Source organism: Psychrobacter sp. Ps2 (assembly GCF_022129405.1).
In the GTDB taxonomy this organism is placed as follows: Bacteria; Pseudomonadota; Gammaproteobacteria; order Pseudomonadales; family Moraxellaceae; genus Psychrobacter.
This window is the reverse complement of sequence record NZ_JADQAM010000060.1, coordinates 16465-41618: the sequence shown is the minus strand read 5'-3', so window position 1 is coordinate 41618 and position 25154 is coordinate 16465. Positions and strand designations below refer to the sequence as shown.

20 protein-coding genes and 1 pseudogene are annotated in these 25154 nt (G+C 44.3%); 17 read left to right on the top strand and 4 right to left on the bottom strand.

The window, feature by feature from the left end; all coding sequences use genetic code 11:
- The first annotated feature begins 232 nt into the window (after window positions 1-232).
- From I3254_RS11010 to I3254_RS10955, 12 genes and pseudogenes are all read left to right on the top strand, one after another.
- Entirely contained in the window at window positions 233-1420 is a 1188-nt protein-coding gene (locus I3254_RS11010) for a divalent metal cation transporter (protein ID WP_238052983.1), read from the top strand.
- Window positions 1421-1791: 371 nt separating this feature from the next.
- On the top strand, window positions 1792-2685 hold the full coding sequence (gene prpB / locus I3254_RS11005) for a methylisocitrate lyase (RefSeq protein ID WP_238052887.1): 894 nt from the start codon (window positions 1792-1794) through the stop codon (window positions 2683-2685).
- 93 nt (window positions 2686-2778) lie between these two features.
- Entirely contained in the window at window positions 2779-3435 is a 657-nt protein-coding gene (locus I3254_RS11000) for a DUF2059 domain-containing protein (RefSeq protein ID WP_238052886.1), read from the top strand.
- 96 nt (window positions 3436-3531) lie between these two features.
- A complete protein-coding gene (gene prpC, locus I3254_RS10995) occupies window positions 3532-4659 on the top strand; it encodes a 2-methylcitrate synthase (protein WP_238052885.1) in 1128 nt (375 codons plus the stop codon).
- Window positions 4660-4798: 139 nt separating this feature from the next.
- Window positions 4799-5431 carry an MltR family transcriptional regulator gene (locus tag I3254_RS10990; protein ID WP_238052884.1) on the top strand — a complete coding sequence of 211 codons (633 nt, stop codon included), beginning with the start codon at window positions 4799-4801 and terminating at the stop codon, window positions 5429-5431.
- A gap of 57 nt (window positions 5432-5488) precedes the next feature.
- Window positions 5489-8122, top strand: a complete 2634-nt coding sequence (gene acnD, locus I3254_RS10985; RefSeq protein WP_238052982.1) for a Fe/S-dependent 2-methylisocitrate dehydratase AcnD — start codon at window positions 5489-5491, stop codon at window positions 8120-8122.
- A 258-nt stretch (window positions 8123-8380) separates the two neighbouring features.
- Window positions 8381-8629, top strand: a pseudogene (locus I3254_RS10980) (type II toxin-antitoxin system prevent-host-death family antitoxin); the annotation flags it as partial.
- Between the two features lie 119 nt (window positions 8630-8748).
- Window positions 8749-9009, top strand: coding sequence for a Txe/YoeB family addiction module toxin (locus I3254_RS10975; RefSeq protein WP_037025847.1), 261 nt, complete (start codon window positions 8749-8751; stop codon window positions 9007-9009).
- A gap of 80 nt (window positions 9010-9089) precedes the next feature.
- Complete coding sequence (gene prpF, locus I3254_RS10970) at window positions 9090-10343, top strand: 2-methylaconitate cis-trans isomerase PrpF (protein ID WP_346015387.1); 1254 nt, start codon at window positions 9090-9092, stop codon at window positions 10341-10343.
- 38 nt (window positions 10344-10381) lie between these two features.
- Window positions 10382-12235 carry an ABC transporter ATP-binding protein gene (locus I3254_RS10965; protein WP_238052883.1) on the top strand — a complete coding sequence of 618 codons (1854 nt, stop codon included), beginning with the start codon at window positions 10382-10384 and terminating at the stop codon, window positions 12233-12235.
- A gap of 71 nt (window positions 12236-12306) precedes the next feature.
- The gene (locus I3254_RS10960) at window positions 12307-12933 is read left to right on the top strand and encodes a GNAT family N-acetyltransferase (protein WP_057760177.1); all 627 of its coding nucleotides are present in this window, start codon (window positions 12307-12309) and stop codon (window positions 12931-12933) included.
- A 143-nt stretch (window positions 12934-13076) separates the two neighbouring features.
- Window positions 13077-14603: a bifunctional 2-methylcitrate dehydratase/aconitate hydratase gene (locus I3254_RS10955; RefSeq protein WP_238052882.1), complete on the top strand. Its 1527-nt coding sequence runs from the start codon at window positions 13077-13079 to the stop codon at window positions 14601-14603.
- Between the two features lie 38 nt (window positions 14604-14641).
- Here the strand turns inward: I3254_RS10955 and I3254_RS10950 are convergent, their stop codons facing one another.
- Window positions 14642-15433 (bottom strand): SDR family oxidoreductase, encoded by a 792-nt coding sequence (locus tag I3254_RS10950; protein ID WP_238052881.1) that lies wholly within the window; start codon window positions 15431-15433, stop codon window positions 14642-14644.
- Between the two features lie 220 nt (window positions 15434-15653).
- Between I3254_RS10950 and I3254_RS10945 the strand changes: the two genes are divergently transcribed.
- From I3254_RS10945 to I3254_RS10935, 3 genes are all read left to right on the top strand, one after another.
- Window positions 15654-17054, top strand: coding sequence for a DUF2868 domain-containing protein (locus tag I3254_RS10945; RefSeq protein ID WP_238052880.1), 1401 nt, complete (start codon window positions 15654-15656; stop codon window positions 17052-17054).
- Between the two features lie 214 nt (window positions 17055-17268).
- Window positions 17269-18252 carry a sterol desaturase family protein gene (locus tag I3254_RS10940; protein WP_160021764.1) on the top strand — a complete coding sequence of 328 codons (984 nt, stop codon included), beginning with the start codon at window positions 17269-17271 and terminating at the stop codon, window positions 18250-18252.
- Window positions 18253-18531: 279 nt separating this feature from the next.
- Window positions 18532-20208: a DUF3482 domain-containing protein gene (locus tag I3254_RS10935; RefSeq protein ID WP_238052879.1), complete on the top strand. Its 1677-nt coding sequence runs from the start codon at window positions 18532-18534 to the stop codon at window positions 20206-20208.
- Window positions 20209-20241: 33 nt separating this feature from the next.
- On the opposite strand, the gene I3254_RS10930 is transcribed toward I3254_RS10935, so the two are convergent.
- The 3 genes from I3254_RS10930 to I3254_RS10920 all read right to left on the bottom strand — a co-directional run bounded on the left by I3254_RS10930 (window position 20242) and on the right by I3254_RS10920 (window position 23453).
- Window positions 20242-21270 (bottom strand): ArsA family ATPase, encoded by a 1029-nt coding sequence (locus I3254_RS10930; RefSeq protein WP_238052878.1) that lies wholly within the window; start codon window positions 21268-21270, stop codon window positions 20242-20244.
- A gap of 73 nt (window positions 21271-21343) precedes the next feature.
- Window positions 21344-21655: a cory-CC-star protein gene (locus tag I3254_RS10925; protein ID WP_238052877.1), complete on the bottom strand. Its 312-nt coding sequence runs from the start codon at window positions 21653-21655 to the stop codon at window positions 21344-21346.
- Window positions 21656-21770: 115 nt separating this feature from the next.
- Window positions 21771-23453, bottom strand: coding sequence for a carbon starvation protein A (locus I3254_RS10920; protein WP_057760164.1), 1683 nt, complete (start codon window positions 23451-23453; stop codon window positions 21771-21773).
- 302 nt (window positions 23454-23755) lie between these two features.
- On the opposite strand from I3254_RS10920, the gene I3254_RS10915 reads away from it, so the two are divergent.
- Window positions 23756-24424 carry a hypothetical protein gene (locus I3254_RS10915; RefSeq protein ID WP_102093088.1) on the top strand — a complete coding sequence of 223 codons (669 nt, stop codon included), beginning with the start codon at window positions 23756-23758 and terminating at the stop codon, window positions 24422-24424.
- A 102-nt stretch (window positions 24425-24526) separates the two neighbouring features.
- On the top strand, window positions 24527-25090 hold the full coding sequence (locus I3254_RS10910; protein WP_057760160.1) for a hypoxanthine-guanine phosphoribosyltransferase: 564 nt from the start codon (window positions 24527-24529) through the stop codon (window positions 25088-25090).
- The last annotated feature ends 64 nt before the right edge of the window (window positions 25091-25154 follow it).

The following is a 25154-nucleotide window of genomic DNA, read 5'->3' as shown; positions in this document are numbered from 1 at the left end:
GTGTTGGTGTGATAAAGTCGATACGATGTAAATCGTTTTATATTTAGACGGTTTATAGGACGTTCTTTTCTGATCATTGGCAAGCTGACACAGGTAAGTGATAATTTGCTGTTTTAACCATTTCGAGGTATTCATGTCCACACAACAACTCAACAACCCGAGTGCCCCTGACGATAGCGTTGCCTCGCAACAAGAAGGCTTTAGCTGGCGCATCTTTGGCCCAGGTATTTTGATGGCAACTGCTGCCATCGGTGGTTCGCATTTAATTTCATCAACACAGGCGGGCGCTATCTATGGCTGGCAATTGGCCATTATGATTGTATTGGCCAACGTGTTTAAGTATCCGTTTTTTCGCTTTGCAACTGACTACGTCTACGATACTGGCGAGAGTTTGATTGCAGGCTATGCCAAACGCTCAAAGGTATATCTTTGGGTATATTTTATTCTTTCTATCTTGTCAGCGGTTATTAGTACGGGTGCGGTTTCACTTATTGCTGCCGTAATTTTGGGCTTTATGTTGCCAGCCTCACTTGGTCTGTCGACAATGGCGTTATCTCTCATTATCGTCGCGGTCTCTTGGTTCTTTTTGATTGCAGGGCATTATAAGTTGCTCGACGGTGTGACTAAGTGGATTATGATTGCGCTTACCACGGCTACTGTTGCTGCAGTTATCATTGCTGCTGGCAAGCCAACCGTTATGGCTGTAGATTTTGTGGCGGCCTCTCCTTGGAATTTAGCCACGTTAGGCTTCATCGTAGCACTCATGGGCTGGATGCCTGCGCCGCTTGAGTTTGCTGCAATTACCTCTATGTGGACCTCTGCCAAAGTCAAAGCAGATCACACCACGCATAGCCAAGGTTTGTTAGATTTTAACGTTGGCTATGCAGTTTCAGCGATATTGGCGTTGTTCTTCTTATCGTTAGGTGTGTTTGTCCAGTACGGATCAGGACAAGAGATTGAGTTGGTCGGCGGTGCTTATATCAACCAGTTGATCAATATGTATACCGCAACCATTGGTGAATGGTCGAGATTGCTGGTCGCTTTCGTCGCCTTTATGTGTATGTTTGGCACGACCATCACTTGTGCTGATGGCTACGGACGCGCTAATGCTGAATGCTGGCGCTTGCTAAAAGGTGAAAGTGAAATCAATAAAAAGCAAATCGCTTTTTGGACGACCTATGCCATCGGTGGTGGTCTAGTAATTATCACTTTCTTCACAGGACAACTAGGCGCTATGCTTAAGTTTGCCATGATATCGGCGTTCGTCTCTGCGCCAATTTTTGGTTGGTTAAACTACTCACTGGTTAAAAAGCATAAGAAATTGTCAGCAGGTATGAATGCTCTGTCTATCGCGGGCTTGATATTCTTAGCAGGCTTCGCGTTATTGTTCTTGGCCAATCTTGCAGGTCTATTTTCTTAAGCTTTTGCCTATTTAAAACTCAGCACTTAGCAATCTTATTTAAGCGAAACATAAGCCCTAATAGCCTAGCTGTTGGGGCTTTTTAATGGGTGTAATTATACTAATAAGACAATACACTTTTATTAATTGTAACTAAATGTAAAAAACAGAAGGTTCTAAAAGCTGTGATTTTAAGCAATATGAATACTTATCATAAGAAATTACCAATAACTGCATAATGCTATTTGAATAATGAATATTATTAAAAAAATTACATTCGATTATTATTTAAATTAAATATTAATTGAGAACTCAAACTTTTCAGGCATGAATAATTGAGTATAATCAGCTACAACAATTAGAATATTTTCCCTCCATGTAAGGACAATCATATGACTTCATCTTCAGCAGGCGCGCGCTTTCGCAATGCTCTCACTCAAAAAAATGATAACAACCAACCATTACAGATTGCAGGCGCTATCAATGCCTATACAGCGATGATGGCGACCCAAGTTGGTCACCAAGCGTTGTACCTCTCCGGTGCTGGCGTGGCCAATGCCTCATTTGGTTTACCTGATCTCGGTATGACCAGCCTTGATAACGTACTAGAAGATGCTCGCCGTATCACTGATGCAGTCGATACCCCGCTGCTTGTCGATATCGATACGGGCTTTGGTGGCGCGTTTAACATCGCCCAAACCATCAGAAAGATGGAAAAAGCAGGCGTCGCGGCAGTACATATCGAAGACCAAGTGGCGCAAAAACGTTGCGGTCATCGCCCTAACAAAGAAATCGTTAGTATTTCAGAAATGGTCGACCGTCTAAAAGCGGCGTTGGATGCCAAGACTGACCCTGACTTTGTAGTGATGGCTCGTACAGATGCCCTATCAGTAGAAGGTTTGGATGCTGCTGTTGAACGTGCCGTCGCATTTCAAGAAGCGGGTGCAGACATGATCTTTGCAGAAGCGCTGACCGATATCGAGATGTATCGTAAGTTCACTGATGTGTTGGATATTCCGGTACTAGCAAACATGACAGAGTTTGGTCAGACGGATCTATATACCACTGATCAGTTGTATAGTGTGGGTGTCGAGATGGTGCTATATCCACTATCTGCCTTCCGCGCTATGAACAAAGCGGCATTGAACGTTTATCAGCACTTATTAGATGATGGCACACAAGACAAAGTCGTCGATACCATGCAGACTCGCATGGAGCTCTATGATTTCTTGAACTATCATGAGTTTGAGCAGACACTAGACAAGCTATTTGCTGATAATAAGTAGTTAATAACTGCCAATTAGCAACGCCGAAACGATAAACCATCTCTGTGTGCTTTATCGTTTCAAAATCCGTCTTTATTTATCTTTAGGTTATTTATGCCATTTTTTACTGCTCATACGGTTGTCAAATCCTCACTACTTAGTAGCACGCTTGCGGCGCTGTTATTCATGACAGGCTGTGATAAAACACCAGAAACCGTTGACGATACTGCCAGTGATACGAGCGAGACTGTTGTTAGCGAAAGCGAAACTGCGCCATCAGAGACTGATGCTCAAAATGACTTGATCATGACGACGATTACGTTAGATACCGTCAACAGCCTATTGTTTGCACCAATTATCAATAGCGGCGCGCTCAGTGAAGAGCAAGTCAGCTGCCTCGAGTCACGTGACAAAGACTTGGGTAAAGCGGAAGTCGATCGTTTTTATAAGAGTCAGTTTACTGATGCAGAGTTAAAAGAATTAGATGACTTTTATACGTCGGATGTGGGTAAAAAATTACTTGCTTTTGGCAATGAGCAATTGCGCGTTATGAATGGCGAAGAGGTGGCAACGCCAATGGCTGACCCTACCCCAGAAGAAATGACTGAAATTCAGACATTTATGGAGTCACCACTAGGTGCCAAGTATATGAAGATCAATAATGCAGAAGGCGAAGGCAGCGCAATGGAAGTCTTAAATGGCCCTATTGAAGCTGAGTTTGAGCGCTGTAAGGTCGATTTAGACGGCCCACAGCCTGAACAGCCTTCATAACGCTAAACTGGCGCTATAGTCAGTCATTAACCAATAAATTTATTATCAGAAACACCGTTTTCACTCAAAAAAGCTACCAACAAAAGGAATGTAAACATGGCAGCACAAAAAGAACTTTCAGGCGCAGGTCTACGTGGACAAGTCGCTGGTAAAACCTCTCTATCTACCGTTGGCAAATCAGGCTCTGGTCTGACCTATCGCGGTTATGATGTATCAGAACTAGCAGATAAGTGTATTTTTGAAGAAGTGGCTTATTTGTTGCTATATGGCAACTTGCCTACTCAAAGCGAGCTTGATGCCTATCAAGCTAAGCTCAAAAGCTTACGCGGCCTACCACAAGCATTAAAAGACGTACTTGAACGTATTCCAAGCGATGCGCATCCAATGGATGTGCTACGTACTGGCTGCTCGATGCTGGGCAACCTTGAGACCGAAACGGATTTCGCTGAGCAAAACGATAAAACCGACCGTATGCTGGCAGCTTTCCCATCGATCATCAATTATTGGTATCGTTTTAGCCATGACAATGTGCGTATCGAGACTGACACGGATGATGCCACCATTGGCGGTCATTTCTTGCATCTGCTCAAAGGCGAAAAACCAAACGAGCTACACGAAAAAGTAATGAACGTCTCGCTTATCCTTTATGCAGAGCATGAGTTCAATGCTTCGACCTTTACCGCTCGTGTGTGTGCATCTACCTTATCTGACATTCATTCTTGTATCACTGGTGCAATCGGTTCACTACGCGGTCCATTGCATGGTGGAGCGAATGAAGCGGCGATGGATATGATTGAAGGCTTTAGCTCACCTGATGAAGCTGAAGAAGAAATGATGGGTATGCTGGCTCGTAAAGACAAAATCATGGGCTTTGGTCATGCGATCTATAGCGAGTCAGACCCGCGTAACGTTGTGATTAAGGGTTGGGCTGAGAAGCTAGCTGCTGATGTTGGTGATGAAGTGTTATACCCAGTGTCAGTACGCTGTGAAGAGGTCATGTGGCGTGAGAAAAAACTGTTCTGTAATGCTGACTTTTTCCATGCTTCTGCCTATCACTTTATGGGTATTCCAACCAAGCTATTCACACCTATCTTTGTCTGCTCACGTCTAACTGGTTGGGCAGCTCACGTGTTTGAGCAACGTGCTAACAACCGTATCATTCGCCCAAGTGCAGAATATACTGGTGAAGAGCTGCGTCCTGTACCAGATATGAATGCTCGTTAATTTACCGAAATTATATATTAGGAGTTTTTTTCCTTTTAACCAAAATGAGCGATTCTCTGAATTTATGCTTGTTTTGGTTATTTTTAAAATTTATCTCATCTACTCTCACTAACTTCTATACTGACATGAGTTTTTAAAAATGAATGACAAGACAGATTTAACTATTGAGGAAGTTTTAGAAAAAGTAATGGATGGGCTTCCACTTCCTAAGCTTGCTAAGGATTCATCAAATGAATTTGTAAAACTAAGAAGAGAAATGTTTAAGGAGTCTGATAGAGGATTAGCACTATATGCTACTGCTCATATTGATAATGAGCTTGAAAATATTTTGAGAAATATACTTGTTGGAAGTAACCAACATTTAAATGAGCTTTTTTCTTTTAGTGGTCCACTTGGCACATTCTCATCTAAAATTAAATTATCCTACTCTTTAGGTTTGATTAGTAAAGTGACAATGAATGACATTAATATTTTGAGAAAGATAAGAAATGAGTTTGCTCACTCTAATCAACCTCTTAGTTTTGAAACTAAAAAGAATAAAAACTTATGCAATAGTTTGCAATTGAATGTTCAACCTGAAAATTCATCATCTCGTATTAAATTCATGAATGTAGTGTCAGGGATTTCTGGACTTCTATACGGAGCTAATATTAAATCAAAGAAATTTGAAGAGTTAGAAAGCGTCAATATAAAAGAGAGAAAGGATGGTTTTGATGCGATTTTCAACTATTCCAAAGGTTTATTAGATCAGACAACTAAAGACAATTCTTAAAAATTAGAAACAGCTAACAGCCAAAGGTGACTTATGGACAACGCCCTAGTACAACCAATGAACGAACAATTCAAAAAGCCACTTCCCGGTACTGATCTTTATTACTTTGACACCCGCGAGGCTGTCGAGAGTATCGAAGCTGGCGCGTATGACAAGCTACCATTCTGCTCAAAAGTATTGTGTGAAAACCTAGTACGCCGTTGTCCACCAGAAGAGTTGACCGATGCGCTAAAGCAGCATATCGAAGGCAAGCAAGACCTCGACTTTCCTTGGTACCCTGCCCGCGTCGTTTGTCATGATATCTTGGGTCAGACGGCCTTTGTTGATTTGGCGGGTCTACGTGATGCTATCGCTGAGCAAGGCGGTGATCCGTCCAAGGTAAACCCTATCGTGCCAACCCAGCTTATTGTTGACCATTCATTGGCCGTTGAGCATGCAGGCTTCGAAGACGACGCGTTTGAGAAAAACCGCGCGATTGAAGAGCGCCGCAACGATGACCGTTTTCACTTTATCAACTGGTGCCAGTATGCCTTTGACAATGTAAACGTCGTACCGCCTGGTAACGGCATCATGCATCAGATTAACCTAGAGAAAATGTCACCTGTCGTACAGGTCGTGCACAATAAAGCGGGTGAAGAAGTCGCATTTGCCGATACGCTAGTTGGGACTGATAGCCACACGCCGATGGTCGATGCACTAGGTGTGATCTCGATCGGTGTGGGCGGTCTAGAAGCCGAAAGCGTCATGCTAGGTAACCCATCATATATGCGCTTGCCTGATTACGTGGGTGTTAAATTAACAGGCAAATTGCAAAAAGGCATTACCGGTACGGATCTCGTACTGGCGATGACTGAGTTCTTACGCGACGCAGGTGTGGTCTCTACCTATATCGAATTCTTCGGTGACGGTGCACGCCAGCTAAGCGTCGGTGACCGCGCTTCTATCTCCAATATGACGCCTGAATATGGTGCCACTGCCGCGATGTTCTATATCGATGAGCAAACCACTGACTATCTACGTCTGACGGGCCGCTCTGAAGAGCAGATTAAATTGGTTGAGCAATACGCTAAGCAAACGGGCCTATGGGCTGACGGTATGGAAAAAGCCGAATACGCACGCGTCCTTGAGTTTGATTTGTCATCAGTTGGTCGTAATATGGCAGGTCCTTCGCGTCCCCATGCCCGTGTATCGACTACTGACTTGGTCGCCAAAGGTATCGCTCATGGCGCTGACGAAAAACTGCCAGAACCAAAAGACGGTCTCATGCCAGATGGCGCAGTGATTATCGCGGCGATTACCAGCTGTACCAATACTTCAAACCCACGCAACATGGTTGCCGCAGGCCTTGTCGCTCGTAATGCGAATGCCAAAGGCTTATTGCGTAAACCTTGGGTGAAGTCATCCTTAGCACCCGGCTCAAAAACGGTCAAAATGTATTTAGAAGAAGCAGGTCTAATGCCAGAGCTACAAGAAATCGGTTTTGATGTAGTCGGCTTTGCCTGTACGACATGTAACGGTATGAGTGGCGCGCTAGACCCTGATATCGAAAAAGAAATCATCGATAACGACTTATTTACCACGGCAGTGCTATCTGGTAACCGCAACTTTGATGGTCGTATCCATCCGTATGCCAAGCAAGCATTTTTGGCATCGCCGCCACTGGTTATTGCTTATGCCATCGCTGGTAACATCCGCTTTGATATCGAAAAAGACTCATTGGGCAAAGACCAAAACGGCAATGACGTCTATCTAAAAGACATCTGGTTTGATGATGAAGAGGTTGATGCCATTGTTGCTGCTGCCGTGAAGCCTGAACAATTTAATGCCGTATATATCCCAATGTTTGATGAAGCCAAAAAAGACACAGGTAAGGCATTAAGCCCATTATATGACTGGCGTGAAATGACCACTTATATCCGCCGTCCGCCGTACTGGGAAGGCAAAATGGCTAAGAAAAATAAACTGACAGGCCTACGCCCGCTTGCAGTCCTTGGTGATAACATCACAACCGACCATATGTCACCATCAAACGCCATTCTTGGCTCATCAGCAGCTGGTGAGTATCTTGATACCATGGGCTTGCCTGCTGAGGACTACAACTCATACGCGACTCATCGCGGCGACCATTTAACCGCGCAACGTGCCACCTTTGCCAACCCTAAACTATTGAACGAAATGGTACGCGATGAAGATGGCGAAGTTGTCCAAGGCTCACTGGCACGCGTCGAACCAGAAGGTCAAGTCATGCGCATGTGGGAAGCAATTGAAACCTACATGAACCGTGAGCAGCCGCTTATCATCATCGCAGGTGATGGCTATGGTCAAGGCTCAAGCCGTGACTGGGCTGCCAAAGGCGTGCGTCTCGCTGGCGTAGAAGCCGTCGTCGCTGAGGACTTTGAGCGTATTCATCGTCAAAACTTAGTTGGCATGGGCGCGCTGCCTTTACAGTTCGAAGAAGGTACGACACGTCATACGCTAAATATCGATGGTACGGAAACCTTTGATGTCACAGGTGAAGTCTCGGCTGGCGGATTGATGACTCTAGTGATTCATCGTGCCGATGGTAGTACCACTGAGACGCCTATTATCTGCCGTTTAGATACGGCTGATGAAGTAAAAATGTATAACGCTGGTGGTATGCTACAGCGTTTTGCTAAAGAGTTTATCGAAGGTACGCTTGATATCGTCTAAGGCTATCCTGTAGTTTTTAGTGTGATAAGCAGTAAAGTATAAAAATCGCCGATGTTGTATAACTTGTTTATATGACTTCGGCTTTTATTTGCTAATGTTAAAGCTTGGTTCAAAACATGGTTTGCAAGCTACACACTGAGCCTTCTTACTTATATCTTAATATTGAAAAATAGCTAAATATTGAGTTTACTTCACCAATAGCGTAATATGTACGATATATTGTACAAGTTATGCAGAATATCATGAAGGGAGTAAGCCATGAGAGTCGTTAGTTTTTCAGAAGCCAGAAAGCACCTAAAGTCCGTCCTAGATACGGTAAACGATGATGCCAACGCCACTATCGTGACCCGCCGTGACGCTGATGATGCCGTCGTTATGTCGCTTGATTATTACAATAGCCTGATGGAAACCGTCTATCTACTAAAATCTCCTGCCAATGCAGCGCACTTAGCGGACTCTATTGCCCAATATAAAGCTGGCAAGACTGTTACGCGTGAGCTAATAGATACGGTAGAAGATAGTGATAAAGGTGATGGTAGCAGCGATAATAATGAGCATACGGATAGCGATATTGAAAGTGCTTGAACTCAAAGACTGTAATCCATCCAAAGGAAAAGGGTCTAACAATGAGTGAACAACTAGCATGGACAGATGCTGCGTGGAAAGACTACCTGTACTGGCAAACGCAGGACAAAAAAACACTCAAACGTATTAACAAACTCATCACCGAATGTAAGCGTAATCCGTTTGAAGGCATTGGCAAGCCTGAACCCCTAAAAGAAAATCTATCTGGATTTTGGTCAAGACGCATCGATGACGCCAATCGGTTGGTATATGCCGTCGATGATAACTATCTGACGATTATCTCTTGTCGCTATCATTATTAACGAGCACTCTTAATCATGCATGTTTACTTGCTGATGGCAGTATACCCAATCTTATAACAATATAAAAAGGACTTAATACAGTGACCCAAACCAATTCTAAATCAACACCCTCTTTCACTCCGCAACTATCTGTCCCCGCTACTTATATGCGCGGTGGTACTTCAAAGGGAACATTCTTTAAACTGTCTGACTTACCTGAGCGCTGCCAAGTCGCTGGCGAATCACGTGATAACTTCCTATTACGTGTCATCGGTAGCCCAGATCCTTACGGGAAGCAGATTGATGGTTTGGGCAATGGCAGCTCTAGCACGTCAAAAACGGTTATTTTATCGGCCTCTGACAGACCAGACCACGATGTGAATTATCTGTTTGGACAAGTTAATATCGCCAAGCCTATGATTGATTGGGCGGGTAACTGTGGCAACTTAACTGCGGCCGTTGGCGCCTGTGCGATTAATATGGGTCTAGTCGATGCTGACAAGATTGCTAACAGCATTGACGACAATGCAGATAGCGGTATTTGTGAAGTACGCATTTGGCAAGAAAATATCGGTAAAACGATTATTGCCTATGTTCCCATCTATAAAGACGCAGATGATAAAGTACAGGTTCAAGAGACGGGCGATTTTGAATTAGATGGTGTCACCTTCCCAGCGGCTGAAGTCAAAATTGAGTTTATCGATCCTGTAGATGCCACCAGCGACATGTTCCCTACTGGTAACTTGGTCGATGACTTCGATGTGTCAGGCTGCGGTCTAGAGGCTGATAGCATCAAAGCGACCTTCATTGCTGCGGGTATCCCGACCATCTTTATGAAAGCTGAAGATTTAGGCTTTACGAGTACTGAATTACAAGGCGATATCAATAGCGATGGTGAGCTACTTACCAAGCTTGAAAAAATCCGTGCCACAGGTGGTGTGGCGATGGGATTATTCAAAGACGTGAGCGAGGCACAGACCAGCCAACATATTCCTAAAGTCGCTTGGGTTGGCGCAGCACAGAGCTATATCGCCTCTAGTGGTAAATCGGTCGATGCAAGCGAGATTGATTTAGTGGTACGTGCCATGAGTATGGGTCAATTGCATCATGCCATGATGGGTACAGCAGCAGTTGCTATCGCCGCTGCGGCAACCACACAAGGCACACTCGTCAATCAAGCAGCAGGCGCTGGCAAGCTGACAGAGGTCCGTTTTGGCCATCCATCAGGTACATTGCTCGTCGGTGGAAAAACCGAACTGGTAGATGGACGCTGGCAAGCCAAAAAAGTGTCGATGAGCCGCTCAGCAAGGCGTATTATGGTGGGTGAAGTTTTTGTGCCAGCGGATGCGTTTTAAGCGTAGACACGGCTTATTTTAATTTGTGATAGAGTTTTATGCCGACATCTCCCCAACCACGCCGCGCACAGTTAGACAAAAAACCGCCAGTCGAAAAGAAAGAACGGCGGGCACTACTGTGGGATATCCTCAAAAAACTGGCGGTATTTGCCGCGCCTTATCGCTTGCTTATCATCGCCACCTTAGCGCTGACTGCTCTAGGCTCCTTTACCGCGCAAGTTAATGCCTTTGTGCTGCGCTATGCCGTTGATACCTTGACCGAAATCGCTACCCTCGCTGAGCCTTGGGAAGCTGGCGTGCGCATGCTGACCATTATCAGTGCGGTACTCTTAACCAAAGAGATATTATCGATATTCATCTCGTTTGGGCAACGCTTCTTCGGCGAAAAGATTCGTATCAATCTATCACGTGATTTATCGCAAAAAATCATTGAGCGCATCTTGACCTATCGGATGGCATTTTATACCAGTAGCGAAAACGACAGCGGCAAGTTGCAAACCCGTATTGATTATGGGGTTAGCAGTCTTACTAGCCTCGTACAAAACTTCTTTATCGATATGCTACCGCTGTTTGCCAGTGCCATTGTCTCGCTTATTATTATGTTCTCGACCAACTTTTGGATAGGCTTGGTCGGTCTTATTATCATTCCCATTTACTTTTTTATCAGTCAAAAACAAGCGCAGCGTCTACAAGGGTTTCGTCGGCAGATGCGCGGCTATAGAGAAGCCAAAAGCGGTTTGGTGATCTCTTTGATTAATTCGATCAGCGTGGTGAAATCCTTTGTCCGTGAATCTATCGAGGCTGAAAAGCACTTAGCCATTCAAAAGGAAATGACGGACAATCAACTGCGTATTCGTAGTATTGGCTTTATTTATGATGCCATCAAAACCTTTATTGAGCAGATTGGTGTGGTGGTTATCATCCTTCTCACCGCTTATTTTGTCCTACAAGGCGAGATGACCATTGGCATGATTTTGTTTCATGTTATGCTGTTTCAAAATGTCGCCGCTCCTATCCGTCAATTACACCGCATCTACGACCAGATTAATAATGCATTGACCTATGCCGAAGGTTTTTTCGATATTTTAGAAGACGATAAACAAGTCGAAAACATCGATGGCATCAGTAGCGAAAACCTCAAAGGTCATATCGAGCTTAAAAACGTTGATTTTACCTATCCTAATGGCACGCAAGCGCTAAAAAACGTCAGCTTTACCATCAAGCCTAATCGTATCACTGCGTTGGTTGGCCTTTCTGGCGCAGGAAAGAGCACGATTATCAATCTATTGGTCAAGTTCTATGCCCCAGACGCTGGCACGATTTGCCTAGATGGGCATGATTTGGCTGACTGTGATACCCATGAGTTGCGTCAGCGCATCGGCCTAGTCCTACAGAGTAATCATATTTTTTCGGGTACGATCAGTGAAAACATCCGTTATGGCGATATGAATGCCAGCGAAGATGACATCATCGTGGCTGCAAAAAAAGCCTCTATCCACGAGCAAGTCCTGTCTCTATCAGATGGCTACGAGAGTACTGCCAAATCCTTATCAGGCGGTCAGCAGCAGCGTATTGCACTGGCAAGGATGTTTTTGAAAGACCCACCTATTGTATTTTTGGACGAGCCGACAGCCAGCCTCGATGCCATTGCCAGCCAACAGGTCAAAAAAAGCCTAGATCTGATCAAAAAAGACCGTACCGTCATTATGGTCTCGCACAATATCGCTCAAATCATCGATGCCGACGATCTCGTGGTGATAGAAAATGGCGAAGTGGTTGAGACAGGTACACATGAGGTACTTTATGCCCAACGCGGCAAATACTTTGAAATCTTTAGCGCTATGTCTGATAGCCTAAACTTAGACAAAATCAGCCAGACCCTAAACGGTTAGGAATGGTTAATGCCTGCCTAAATCGTTATAATGCCAATCTTTTACTGCCTATTGCCAGAAGCTAGCCCACTATGACTTGTGAATTTTCTCTAAAAACCTTTGACGAGCTGACCTCAGTTGATCTTTATCATATTTTAAAGGCGCGCTCGCAAGTGTTTGTCGTCGAACAAAACTGTGCCTATCAAGATATGGATGAAGTAGATTTTGATTGCTTGCACCTGATCGCTCATCAAAATGCAGCATTGGTGGGCTATTGCCGTATCATCCCACCTGAGTTTAATAAGCTAAAATCCAATCTATCAGTAGCTGATCCTGCGATTAAAACCAACCACACCGCGATGCCAGCCATCGGTAGAGTGCTTGTACTATCAGAGCATAGAGGTGATGGTCTAGCACGGCAAATGATGAATCAGGCTATTGCACAGTGCCGCAAAAAGTACGGTAAAAAGCGTCCGATTATCATCTCGGCACAGGTTTACTTACTTAGTTTTTATGAGTCGTTAGGTTTTGTGCCTGAAGGCGAGCACTACCTCGAGGACAATATCGAGCATGTAAAAATGGTGCTATACGTTGCTAAGAAAAACAAAATCAAAAAAGAGAGCACGGACACTGCGTCAACCACGACCAAAGTGTTAAGTTTCCTGCTGTTTATCATGGCCGCTTTGTTTGTTTTAGGTCTGTTGTACTTAATGATTTAGATCGCTGCTAACGTCTTAATTCTTAACATAATTCAAATTGGTTGTTCTATATTGAGTATGCTACTTTTAAATGATGATTCCTTTAAAAGGATGGCTGAGATAATCAGTCAAGGAAGTAGCACACTCAGGATGAGGAACCAACCATGTCAAATACCAATTCAAATATTAACGATGCGACGGTAGAGAGCAACGTCCGTCCAGAATACGACGATGAAATTCAAAAAATCGCCGATTACGTTCTCGATTATTCAATAGACGAGCAATCCCCAAACCCTACTGATTCATGGAATACCGCGCGCCACTGTCTAATGGACACGCTTGGCTGCGGTCTATTGGCGCTGCGTTTCCCTGAGTGTACCAAGCACTTGGGGCCTGATTGCCCCGATCAAATAACGCCGCATGGCGCTCGCGTCCCTGGCACCTCCTATAGACTAGATCCTATCAAAGCCGCTTTTGATATTGGCTGCATGGTACGCTGGCTTGACTATAACGATACGTGGCTTGCTGCCGAATGGGGCCATCCTTCTGATAATCTGGGTGGTATCCTGGCGGTCGCCGACTATATTAGTCAAAAAAATATCAGCCAAGGACAAGCACCACTGACCATGAGAGCAGTACTTGAAGCTATGATCATGGCGCATGAGATTCAAGGCGTACTGGCACTCGAAAACTCATTCAACCGTGTGGGGCTCGATCATGTGTTTTTGGTCAAGTTAGCATCAACAGCCGTCGTCGCAAAACTTTATCAGCTGCCACGTGAGCGCATCATGGCAGCTATCTCACAAGCTATCGTCGATGGTCAGGCACTACGCACCTATAGGCATGCACCCAATGCTGGCAGCCGAAAATCATGGGCGGCAGGTGATGCAACCAGTCGTGCGGTACGTCTGGTAGATATAACGGCACGTGGTGAAATGGGTATTCCTGGCGCATTAACCGCACCGCAGTGGGGATTCTATGATGTGCTATTTAGCCATACCAATAAGGATCTAGCGACAAAGCCTGAAGACGATCGTCGCTTTAAATTCCAGCGGGATTTTGGTAGTTACGTGATGGAAAATATCTTATTTAAAATAAGCTTTCCGGCTGAGTTTCATGCGCAAACTGCTTGTGAAGCGGCGGTTATTTTGCACCCACATATCAAAGGCAGAATTGACGATATCGAGAGAATTGTCCTGACCACCCATGACTCAGCGATTCGAATCATTTCAAAAGAAGGCGCGCTTGCCAATCCGGCCGATCGTGACCACTGCTTGCAGTATATGGTGGCTGTGCCGTTGTTGACAGGCGATCTGATGGCAGAGAACTACGAGGATGACTATCACGAACAGCATTTGTCAATCGATGAGCTGCGTAGCAAGATGGTTGTAGAAGAAAACGAGCAGTATTCAAAAGACTATCATGACCCAAGCAAGCGCTCTATTGCCAATGCCATTCAAGTATTTTTTAACGATGGCACCAGTACAGAAAAAGTGGCTGTAGAGTATCCTATCGGGCATAAACGCCGCCGCGCTGAGGGCATTCCTGTACTGGAAGCCAAGTTCCGCGCCAGTCTGGCCACTCGCTTTATCGAAAGTCGCTGTCAGCAGATCATTAAGCTGTGTGATGTTCAAGAAAGACTGGAGCAGACGCCTGTTAATGAGTTTATGGCGCTGTTTGAAGCGTATTAAATTGATGGCTTACTAGTACGCTAGCGTCAGTTTAATGGCTACCAAGGTATTGACTCTCCAGCCCAATCGACAAAACTGCCTGACTGGGTAGCAGTCATACCTGAGAGCACCTCCAATAAGCATTCCGCGCTATACGCTGGCGAGAATAAATGTCCCTCAGCGACATTGCCTTGGAACGGTGCAGACAACTGAGTATTCACGGTGCCTGGTTGCATAACCACCACGCATACATCTTTAAGTGATCTGCCCCATTCGATACTCAGGTTTTTCATGCCCATATTGAGCGCCGCCTTGCTCATTCTATAGCTATACCAGCCACCTAGCTGATTGTCAGTGATGCTACCGACGCGGGCTGATACGGTCGCAAAAACAGCAGGATGATTGGCGCTGCGATTAGCCTTGGCGAGCAACGGTTTGATGTATTTGGCTATCAGCAAACTGGCTAGCGCATTGATTTGCATGTTTTGCAAAAAGAACTCCGTTTCCATCTGTCGCAAGGCCTTTTCTGGCTGCGCTGTCGCTGTATGTAATAGTCCTACACAGTTGATCACCCAATCCACATGACCGACTGTCTGCTTAATGGTATCGGCAGCTTTTTTGATGCTGTCCTCATTACTGACGTTCATTGGCAGCCAGTGCAGGTTTTCTGCTTCAATATTCGGCTCATTGCGATGATAAGTAGCAAATACTTGTGTGCGATGGCTTTGATGAGATTGACTGTCCGTTTGACTCACAGTCGTTTTTTGTATTAGCTGCTGCACCATGGCTTGACCAATACCACCTGTTCCACCGATGATAAGATAGGTTTTATTATTCATTTCGTTATTCATATGGCACCTTCCTTTTTTTTGATATGTCTCTTTTATACGCTTTTTGACACGATTTGGTTTTATATATTTATTTTGGATGATTTTATGATGGTTTACTATGATAAAAATAATACAAGTCATCCTCATTCTATATACGCTACAATAATCTATAACGATTAGAACGCGCATTTTTTGCTTCCTATTTCTTATATTGACGCTTTCATACGGATATTATCGCATTATGCTATCACCCCAAGATCAACTGACCGAGCTGGTACGTGCTTTAGAGACCGATCAGCACGTTTTTGCCACTGACCCGTTATTAATCACGGAAAAGCTACAGGGCGAGGACGGTACGCCTATTCAAAAGCTGCATCGACGGGCATCACGTATAGACAGTAACGGGGCGCTTGCGCGTGTGCTAGGCAAGATTGACGGCCGTATAAAAGGCATTATGATCGTTATGAGCGTGGTGTGGTGTATCTCAGGGTTTTTGGGGTTATTTACGCTATTGCAGTCTAATGTTGTGAACTTCTTTTATGTATTGGTTTGCTTGCTTGGTTTTCATACTATTATGCTTGGTGGCTGGCTGGTGATGACACTCATCAATCGAGATCAGCAATCGCCCAGTTGGTTTGCGAGCTTTGTCAGTCCAAGTTATCTCATACGCGGTAAGGATGATGTGACCAAAGCGGCCGTCGATCTGTATGAGCGGCAGTTGCAGCACAGTGGTATGCGCTGGTATCTGGGGCGGTTTAGTCATCAGTTATGGCTCGCGACATTGACCGGTATGCTGCTTGCGATTATATTTTTGTTGGTTGTACGCCAGTATAGCTTTAGCTGGGAGTCAACCCTACTCTCTGATCAGGCGCTGGTGAGCTTGACTCAAGTATTAGGATGGCTACCGAGTATGGTAGGGTTTGGTGTGCCAGACAGTACAGCGATCGCACAGAGCAGGCTTGTCACCGAAGCGATGCCGCTGTCTGTTGCACGGCAGTGGGCAGGATTACTGATTGGTAGCTTGCTGATGTACGGCATTGTACCTAGAGCGATAGCATGGGCGTTTTGTGCATTGATGTTCCGCCGCAAAAAAATGCGTTTGGATATCAAACAGCCGTATTATCAAAAAATCCTAAACTTTTGGCAGCGGCACGTGGTAGATGCTGATGACTTTATAGAAGCGCTAGCCCCTATCGCCCCAAAAGCGACGGTCAGTATGGGCAAAAAGTTAGTTGCGCTGCTTGAATACCCTGCAAATCAGGACGAATGGTGGCAGTCAGGGCTTGATGGCAGCAACCATGGTTTTGAACAATCAAGCGAAGTTGAGGATTTTGGCATCGTTGATGACCGTGATGATATGGCACGGCTTAAAAACTATTTAGATGCGCATCCTGTACAGGTCTTACTTGGCATTCATAGCAACGCACTGCCCGACCGCGGTACGCTACGAAAAATCGATCAAATCGCTACTCACGCCAAAGATGGGCTTATTGTACAGCTGCTTAGCGATACCAACTCTGCGGCTAGCTTGACTGATGCACGTACCGATGATGAGCCATTAGACAAACAAGCAGTTCGCTATCAGCAATGGCAAACAGCGCTCTCTGCACGAAAAATTGGCTTGGTTGATATAGATGCTTAATACATTCTAATTTTTAATCTATTACTTGCAATCTATTTTTCATATATGAACTTATCATTATGACTCGCATGATATACAATAAATAAATATTATAGATCTATAACCTCAGACAGGCTTAAAGACTTATTGATATAACAGTTGTTAAGATATATTTTGATAGCTGTGACGTTATATCAAGATGACAAGGATGCTTTATAGTGGCTAGGAGCCCAAGATGGCAGCAGATATCTCTTTAGACAGCCCCCTTATGACCCTAGGTCAGTATGGTCAACTATTGGATGGTTACCGAGAGGCGTTAAACCAAAGTATCTTAACGGCTGCGCCAGAGTCGTGGCAGCCAATGCTGGCAAGCATTCTGCCCGCGTATTGGCAAGAGTGGCTGCTACCGCTGGCTGGCGGTCCATTTTTCTTGTTATTTTTGGCAGAATGGCTGTATCAGTCCAAACGCGGCAATAGTAAAAGCTTTAGTTGGCGCCGTGCGATGACCAATTTTAGTTTGGGCGGCTCTTATCTAGGGTTTGAATTGATTGTCCAAGCGCTTATCGTCATACCTATCTGCTTATGGTTATATCAATATCGCTTATTTACTATTGAGGTGACATGGCTTACCGCCATCCCTATATTCGTTGCGGTTGAGTTTAGCTATTACTGGTTCCATCGTGCGTCACACCGTATGAATTGGTTTTGGTCAGCGCATGTCGTGCACCATTCAGATGACCATATGAATCTGTCCACCGCCATGCGTCAAAGCCTGCTGTACTCAGTGACGGGTTGGTGGTTATTCTTTGTCCCGCTGATGATGTTGGGCGTACATCCTGTCTGGGTATTCTTCTTTTATGCGTTAGATTTGATTTATCAATTCTTTATCCATACCGAAACCGTGGGAAAATTCCCCAAATGGGTGGAGTATGTTTTTGATACCCCATCCAATCACCGTGCCCATCATGGTACCAACGACGAATATATTGACCAAAATTACGGCGGCGTTCTCATTATTTTTGATCGTTGGTTTGGGACTTACGTAGAAGAAGATACCATCAATAACCCCGTCCAGTACGGTGCGGTTGGTGAAGCCAGCCATGACAATATCATCAGCCTGATATTTGGGGTCTTTTACCGTATGTGGCAGCGGTTTTTTCGTGCCAAAGGGTTCAAGAAAAAGCTAAAGGTACTGCTGCGTCCACCTAGTGCTGTCTAATATAGTCAATCCTCTATAAATTGGATACGGTGTCAGTCTCGCTTAGCCTACTATTTTTAGTGCTTTCACTCATCTTCCTTGTATCCAAAATATATTGAACCGACTAGAGCATGTTCCTTGTATCCAAAATATATTGAACCGACTAGAGCATGATTATAAATGCGTGGACTACGATTTATGATATGGATTATACGCATTCATAACCGATACCCAGTCAGATTTGTTTTACAATAAATGGCTACTGTGTGTTTTTGCCATCAATAAATATAAGACGTTACTATGAATAATGACAATAACAATAATCATGAGAATAATAAGCCTGCAGGTCTCTTTGCAGACAAAGCTTATGAGCCGACCCCTGATGTTTCAAGCACTCCTTCAGACAACACCTCAAAATCTACAGTAGCTCAGTCAATAGCTACTCAGGATAATCAACCTGTATCAACCGAAGCATCAGCAACGACAGCACCAGTGTCAAGGGTAACAAAGAAAACCATCGCCAGTGGTGAACCGCTCAAATTGGCCGTTGTTGGTCATACCAATACGGGTAAAACCTCTATACTGCGCACGTTATTGCGAGACGTATATTTTGGCGAAGTCAAAAACGAAGCTGCGACCACGCGTCACGTTGAGCAAGCACAGCTGACAGACAGTCGAACTGGTGAGGTGCTGGTAGCACTATACGATACGCCTGGTCTGGAAGATGCTTCAGGGCTTATGGACTGGCTAGAGGACAACACTGCCAGTCGCCGTGATGGTATTGAACGTCTGCAACAGTTTTTGGCGGCGGATGTCGCTCAAGGTGCAGACAGCTATGACTTGCCCTATGATTATAGTCAAGAATCCAAAGTAATTCGTCAGCTGCTGACAAGTGATATGGCCATTTACGTGGTAGATGCTCGTGAGCCTGTATTGGGTAAATATAAAGACGAGCTAGCGATTTTGTCTTGGGCTGCGATTCCTGTGATGCCTGTCTTTAATTTTACCGACAGTCAGAATGCCAATATCGACGACTGGCAAACGATGCTGGCAAGACGCAATCTGCATATTTCAACGCGTTTCGATTCGGTCGCGTTTGAGTTTGAAGATGAGATGCGTCTATGGAAAAACCTAGCCACCATGCTCACCCACTCTGAGATGCTTGAGCAGCTGATGCAACGTCGAACAGAAGACTGGGCGCAACTCTATGATGAAGCCAATATCATCATCGCTGATTTTTTATTAAATGTTGCTTCCTTTGTACGCGAGATCAATGAAGATGACGACCCACTTCCTGTCTTAGAACAAATGCAAGAAGCCGTTAGACAAAGTGAGCGTGCGATGCAGCACAATCTCCTGAACCTATATAAGTTTTATGACAATGCTGTCGCAGCAACGCCGCTTGAACTACAAGCCTATCAACAAGACCCATTCGACCCTGAACTTCTCAAAAGCTACGGCATCCGTACGACGTCTGGTGCCGCTGCTGGTGCTCTGCTCGGACTAGGTATCGATGCAGCAGCCCTAGGTACGACTCTGGGACTGGGTGCCGCAATAGGTGGGATCGCAGGCGGGTTGCTATCGAATACCAGCAGTATTGCCGATAGGATTACTGGGGTAAAACGCTTATATATCGATCCTGCGACGTTGACGCTATTAGCAACGCGAGCATTAGACCTGCTAACTGCCTTACGTCATCGTGGTCATGCTGCTACAGACGCCACTCAGTTATTATATAAGGGCGAAAACAGCAGTCTTGGAACGTCGTTAACTGACGACGGTGACCATGCAGATGAAGACAATAATCCAATTACTGTATGGCCAGCACATAAATTACCAAGTGAGCTCAAAAAAGCCCGTAGTAAACCGCAATGGTCGTCGCTTAGTAGCGGTAAGTCCGAACAAGCTCAGCTATTACGCACAGACATGGCATGGTCATTGTCAGGTAAACTACAGTCGTATAAGCGTGAGTCATAAATGACCAGCGAACTATCTATGCACTCAGGCACCCTATGCACTTAACAACGCACTTAATGCATCAGTGCCGCGTACATCCGTTTGCTGCAGATAAATTGGATATAGCGGATACTTGGTAAAGCTTTGTTCGATATCCTGCAGCAAATGCTGCTGACGCTCAGCACGGCGTCGCCAAAACTCATCCGACTGCGTTGTTGATATCAATTGATTGATGACGATTGCTGCTGGCATGAGTTTACTGTCTTCTAATTGCTCGATAGCGCGCTTGGTCTCAGCTAATGGTAAGACGTCAGCGGTCATCACCAACACAATCGCTGTTTGTGTACGGTCATGTAATAGCAACCCTGCTTGGCGGAACAATTGCTTGCGCTTTTCTAATACGGAGACAGCTTGCTCCCAGCGGTCTGATTTTTTGGCTGCAAACGGATTGGCCACGTCGTTCTTTTGCGTGCTCTGTTTTTGATTGTTTTTCTGATTGTGACTATCCAAGTGTGTCGCCACCGAACGTAGTTTGGCCTGTCGTCGCTGCTGTGCAAGCAGCCCATCCGTCCATGCTCCCATCATTTCTGGTAATACCAATAATCGCAAAGTATGACCTGTCGGTGCGGTATCAAAGATAATGTGTTCATACCCAGCATCTGCCGCTTCGACTAAATGGTGGCACATGGATTCGAGCATCGCGGCTTCTTGGGCACCAGGTGCCGACTTAGATAGCCTCAGATGCTCACGAATTTTTGGCATCATATCTGGGTTGGCATAAGCTCTAATTGTACGTTCGACTTGAGCAAAATGTTCATCGACAATCACATCAGGATTTAACTCAATCGCATCTAGATAAGGTGATATCACCGTTTTCTCATTATTGAGTCGTACATTCAATACATCGCCCAAACTATGTGCCGGATCGGTTGAGACAATTAAGGTTTTTTGCTGCTGGCTTGCATAGTAGCTGGCTAAGGCTGCTGCAGTGGTGGTCTTCCCTACACCACCTTTGCCACCGATAAATATAATCGGTTGTGTCTCTAACTGCTCTACCAATCCATGTAAAGGGTGTAATGCCATATCATTATCTCGTATTTTGTCTCATTATCTAATAAATGCTTAGCTACTTTTTTATATAGTCAATCCACTACTGTTAGCAGCATCCAACGTGGTCAAATGGACATCTATCCATTCCCATACGTGTATGCCACTCATGAAAGTTCTCTAAAAATAATGGCTGTAGCTCTAATGTATAAAAGCTGGCGGGATTATCAATTCCCAAGCTCTCAGCAAACATAAGCAACATAAAAAAATCTTCTTCATCACGTGCCGCGCGTGCCATCGTCTGACGATAAGGTGCATGATAAAACTCATTTAATCCACTCTTAAACCGTTGCCACCATGGTTGAGTGCTCTCTAGTGGTTGAAGCTTTTCTATATCATTCGATGTGTTTTCATTTTCCATAATGTACTCATATTTTACTTAATTCTTATGATCTATCATGCCTATGTGATACAAAAAACGCCAGCAATTGCTGCTAGCGTTTTTTATTAAACAGATACTCAATATGGTTTAACGTTTAAACCTCACCGCTTTTACCTTTATGTAGTGACCACTCTTTGCGTAGTACAGATAGACTCTCAAACGTCACCAAAATGGTCGCGATTAAGATAATTATATCCATAATAATAAGTAGCCAATTACCATCAGTAAAGAAGGTTTTGAGCTGAATCAATAGTGCAAAGACAGTCATAACCAACAAGAACGACAATGGTGCTAAGGTGTACCAAACTGGCTTACCTTTACGTAATAAGATGATGGTAACGATCATTAAGGTTAAGGCGGCCATTAACTGGTTGGTTGTACCAAATAGCGGCCAAATAATCATACCACCAGCACCATCGATACCACCAGCACCGAACGCTAATAACAAACAGCTTCCGACAGCAAGTAACGTTGCAACGACACTCTTATTGAGTACAGGCAAATTATAAAATTCACCAAATTCTTGGAAGATGTAACGTTGTAAACGTACGCCAGTATCCATCGTCGTACCAGCAAACAATGCAGCCATTACTGTAAGCATGGTCTGTGATAGCACCATATCGATACCAACGCCTGCATTCAAGATGGTCGCACCGCCGTCAATGAAAGCACCGATAGAGCCATCACCGAACTTTTGGTAGACCGCTTGCCAGTCACCAAGAGTTGCAAAACCTGCGGTTGCTGCAAGGATTGCTCCAAGCGCTAGCATACCCTCACCCAATGCACCGAAGTAACCAACGAAACGAACGTCTTCTTCTTTATCAATCTGCTTAGAAGTGGTCCCTGTTGCAACCAAACCATGGAAACCTGATATAGCACCACAAGCAATTGTCACAAACAATAATGGTAGAAGTGACGGTGTATCCGCTGGTAATGCAGTGTTAACGGCTGGCGCGACAATATTAGGCGTGCCGATAAAAATAGCGGCATATAATAAAATCAAACCGACAAATAACTGTAAGCCATTAATATAATCACGAGGTTGAAGTAGCATCCATACAGGCAACAACGATGCAATCGCCGCATAGGCGAACAAGATCAAGATCCATACTGCGTTATCAGGCAAACCCATGACGGTTTCAGGTAACACAATCGGGAACATAGGGCCAAGATAGATAAGCCCGTACAAGGCCGTTACCCCGATAATGGACACCCAGACCAAATTCATGTTGTAGCGATAGATACACTGTCCGATGATAAAGGCAACCACTAAGGCACCCCAAACTGGCAATACCGCAGATGGCGTCTTGATCATCATATTGGCAATAGCTACGCCAAATACAGCATTGACCATCAGTAGTAATAAGAAGATAACAACCATCATCAAGCTGCGGACACGTGTGCCCATGACAGTACCAGCGATAGAGCCAATCGACTGCCCTCTATTGCGCATACTTGCCCAAATAGCAGACATATCATGTACACCAGCCATAAAGATAGTACCTACCACTACCCAAATAATGGCAGGCACCCAGCCCCAAATAACCGCAATGGCAGGACCGATAATTGGTGCAGCCCCTGCCACTGACGTAAAGTGATGCCCCCACAACACATACTTATTGGTGGGAACATAATCGATCCCATCTTTCATCGTATGTGCGGGTGTAGGACGGCTGTTGTCCAATGCTAAAATTTTGGTGGCGATAAATTTTGAATAAAACACGTAGCCGCAGAGCATAGCGGCAACGGCGAATAGTAGTACGATAGCACTATTCATCTCATCTCTCCCTAGACAAGTAGTCAATAGCCTTATAAGTTCAAGCTTTTTGAATTAAAATATGAAAAATATGCTAAATTAGTGTGCGATGAGTGACTCAGCTCATCTATCGTTTAGGTAAATTCTAGCAATTTGCAAAATTATTACCAATCAACAAAGTCATTTATCTTATAACTAGGGCATGTCACTAATCAGCATTTGGTTTGATGAGCCTGAGACTGAAACTTTGTTTGAATAATAACCGATTTGGTGATAAATGTAACGCAAGTAAGACATAAAAAACAACAAATAAAGGAAGCACAATGGCACATTATTTTGGATTCGTACCCTCAGATAAACTAAAAGCTTTAATCAGTGAGGCCGAACAAGTCGTTGCTTCAAATGAGAATGTAGAGTACTACCCTTATCGCGATGCCCTTACTCATCAGACAGCACGTGATCTTACTGATAATTTATTGGTTGGTTTGGTAGATATTATTCCGAACCCTGAGCGCCAAGCCTCTATGCGTAAAATTGTTGGAACGATTGAACGCGCGACGGATACTCTGCTCAATATCTTACTAGGTAAAGAAAACAACAAAGACGTATTACCAAGTTTTCATTTTCTAAGAGATCATGCAACCTTTATTGATAATGAAGGTGTTAAACGTGTCGGCTTTAAACTATCAGAAAAAGATGCCAATACTATCACTGAAGGTTTTGCTGCTATCACGCCTGAGCATGTAGATAGAGTCAAATTTAAAACAGCACTCGAAACCATGAACGAAGAAACATTGACCCACTTCATCAGTCGTTATGCCGAGACATTAAAGCTAGGCATGATCAAACGTAAGTCAGTTCCAGTTGCCAAATCGGCAATTGATAAAGGCATGAGTATGGCACTTAATAAGCTATTACCTGACCTGCCAAATGACTCATTGAATAGATTGGCCAATTATTACCGTCCATTTATTATAGAAAAGCCAGAATAACCCCAAAAGTTGGATTAATTTTGTCCCAAAAGTCATATGACGTTGGGCAAATTCACTAAAATTTGCTAAAATAAGCGGCACTTTTTACCAAAGGCGCACCCGATGACCCAAATCAGTAACCAAGAAATTGAAAAAACCTTACGCAACTCAGAGTGCCTTATCAGCAGTATCGAAGTAGCTGCTGCTTATGAGCGTTTGGCCGCTCAGCTCAATCTACATTATGCTGGTCTAAACCCAATTGTTATGGTCGTGATGAACGGCGGCCTGATCCCAGCTGGTCAACTACTGACACATCTTACGTTCTACCATCGCATGCATTATATCCATGCGACCCGTTATCGTGATAACGAAGGTACTAACGAGCTTGATTGGAAATTCAAGCCTGATGTTAGTATCGAAGGTGAGCACGTATTGTTAATCGACGACATCTTTGACGAAGGTATTACCCTAAAAGCAGTTGTTGAAGAATTAAGCAAAGAAAAGCCTCTATCACTTGAGTCTTGTGTCTTGCTTAACAAGCAACATGATCGCAAAGTTGCAGATTTTGATGTAGATTTTGTGGGTATTGATGTTGCAGATCGCTATGTTTACGGTTGTGGTATGGATTTCCATGGTTACTTGCGTCACCTCCCAGGTATCTATGCAATCAAAGAAGACAAAGTTTAATTCTAAACTTAATTGATTAAAATAGTTAAATCCTAAAAAAGCATCCAATTTGGATGCTTTTTTA

Coding starts and splice junctions, on each gene's coding strand:
- I3254_RS10920 (WP_057760164.1), bottom strand. CDS start 23,453: ATGAATAGTGCTATCGTACTACTATTCGCCGTTGCCGCTATGCTCTGC.
- I3254_RS10935 (WP_238052879.1), top strand. CDS start 18,532: ATGAATAATGACAATAACAATAATCATGAGAATAATAAGCCTGCAGGT.
- I3254_RS10950 (WP_238052881.1), bottom strand. CDS start 15,433: ATGAATAACGAAATGAATAATAAAACCTATCTTATCATCGGTGGAACA.
- I3254_RS10990 (WP_238052884.1), top strand. CDS start 4,799: ATGAATGACAAGACAGATTTAACTATTGAGGAAGTTTTAGAAAAAGTA.
- I3254_RS10915 (WP_102093088.1), top strand. CDS start 23,756: ATGGCACATTATTTTGGATTCGTACCCTCAGATAAACTAAAAGCTTTA.
- prpC (WP_238052885.1), top strand. CDS start 3,532: ATGGCAGCACAAAAAGAACTTTCAGGCGCAGGTCTACGTGGACAAGTC.
- I3254_RS10955 (WP_238052882.1), top strand. CDS start 13,077: ATGTCAAATACCAATTCAAATATTAACGATGCGACGGTAGAGAGCAAC.
- I3254_RS10940 (WP_160021764.1), top strand. CDS start 17,269: ATGGCAGCAGATATCTCTTTAGACAGCCCCCTTATGACCCTAGGTCAG.
- I3254_RS10960 (WP_057760177.1), top strand. CDS start 12,307: ATGACTTGTGAATTTTCTCTAAAAACCTTTGACGAGCTGACCTCAGTT.
- I3254_RS10965 (WP_238052883.1), top strand. CDS start 10,382: ATGCCGACATCTCCCCAACCACGCCGCGCACAGTTAGACAAAAAACCG.
- I3254_RS10910 (WP_057760160.1), top strand. CDS start 24,527: ATGACCCAAATCAGTAACCAAGAAATTGAAAAAACCTTACGCAACTCA.
- I3254_RS10945 (WP_238052880.1), top strand. CDS start 15,654: ATGCTATCACCCCAAGATCAACTGACCGAGCTGGTACGTGCTTTAGAG.
- prpB (WP_238052887.1), top strand. CDS start 1,792: ATGACTTCATCTTCAGCAGGCGCGCGCTTTCGCAATGCTCTCACTCAA.
- acnD (WP_238052982.1), top strand. CDS start 5,489: ATGAACGAACAATTCAAAAAGCCACTTCCCGGTACTGATCTTTATTAC.
- I3254_RS10925 (WP_238052877.1), bottom strand. CDS start 21,655: ATGGAAAATGAAAACACATCGAATGATATAGAAAAGCTTCAACCACTA.
- I3254_RS11010 (WP_238052983.1), top strand. CDS start 233: ATGGCAACTGCTGCCATCGGTGGTTCGCATTTAATTTCATCAACACAG.
- I3254_RS10975 (WP_037025847.1), top strand. CDS start 8,749: ATGAGTGAACAACTAGCATGGACAGATGCTGCGTGGAAAGACTACCTG.
- I3254_RS10930 (WP_238052878.1), bottom strand. CDS start 21,270: ATGGCATTACACCCTTTACATGGATTGGTAGAGCAGTTAGAGACACAA.
- I3254_RS11000 (WP_238052886.1), top strand. CDS start 2,779: ATGCCATTTTTTACTGCTCATACGGTTGTCAAATCCTCACTACTTAGT.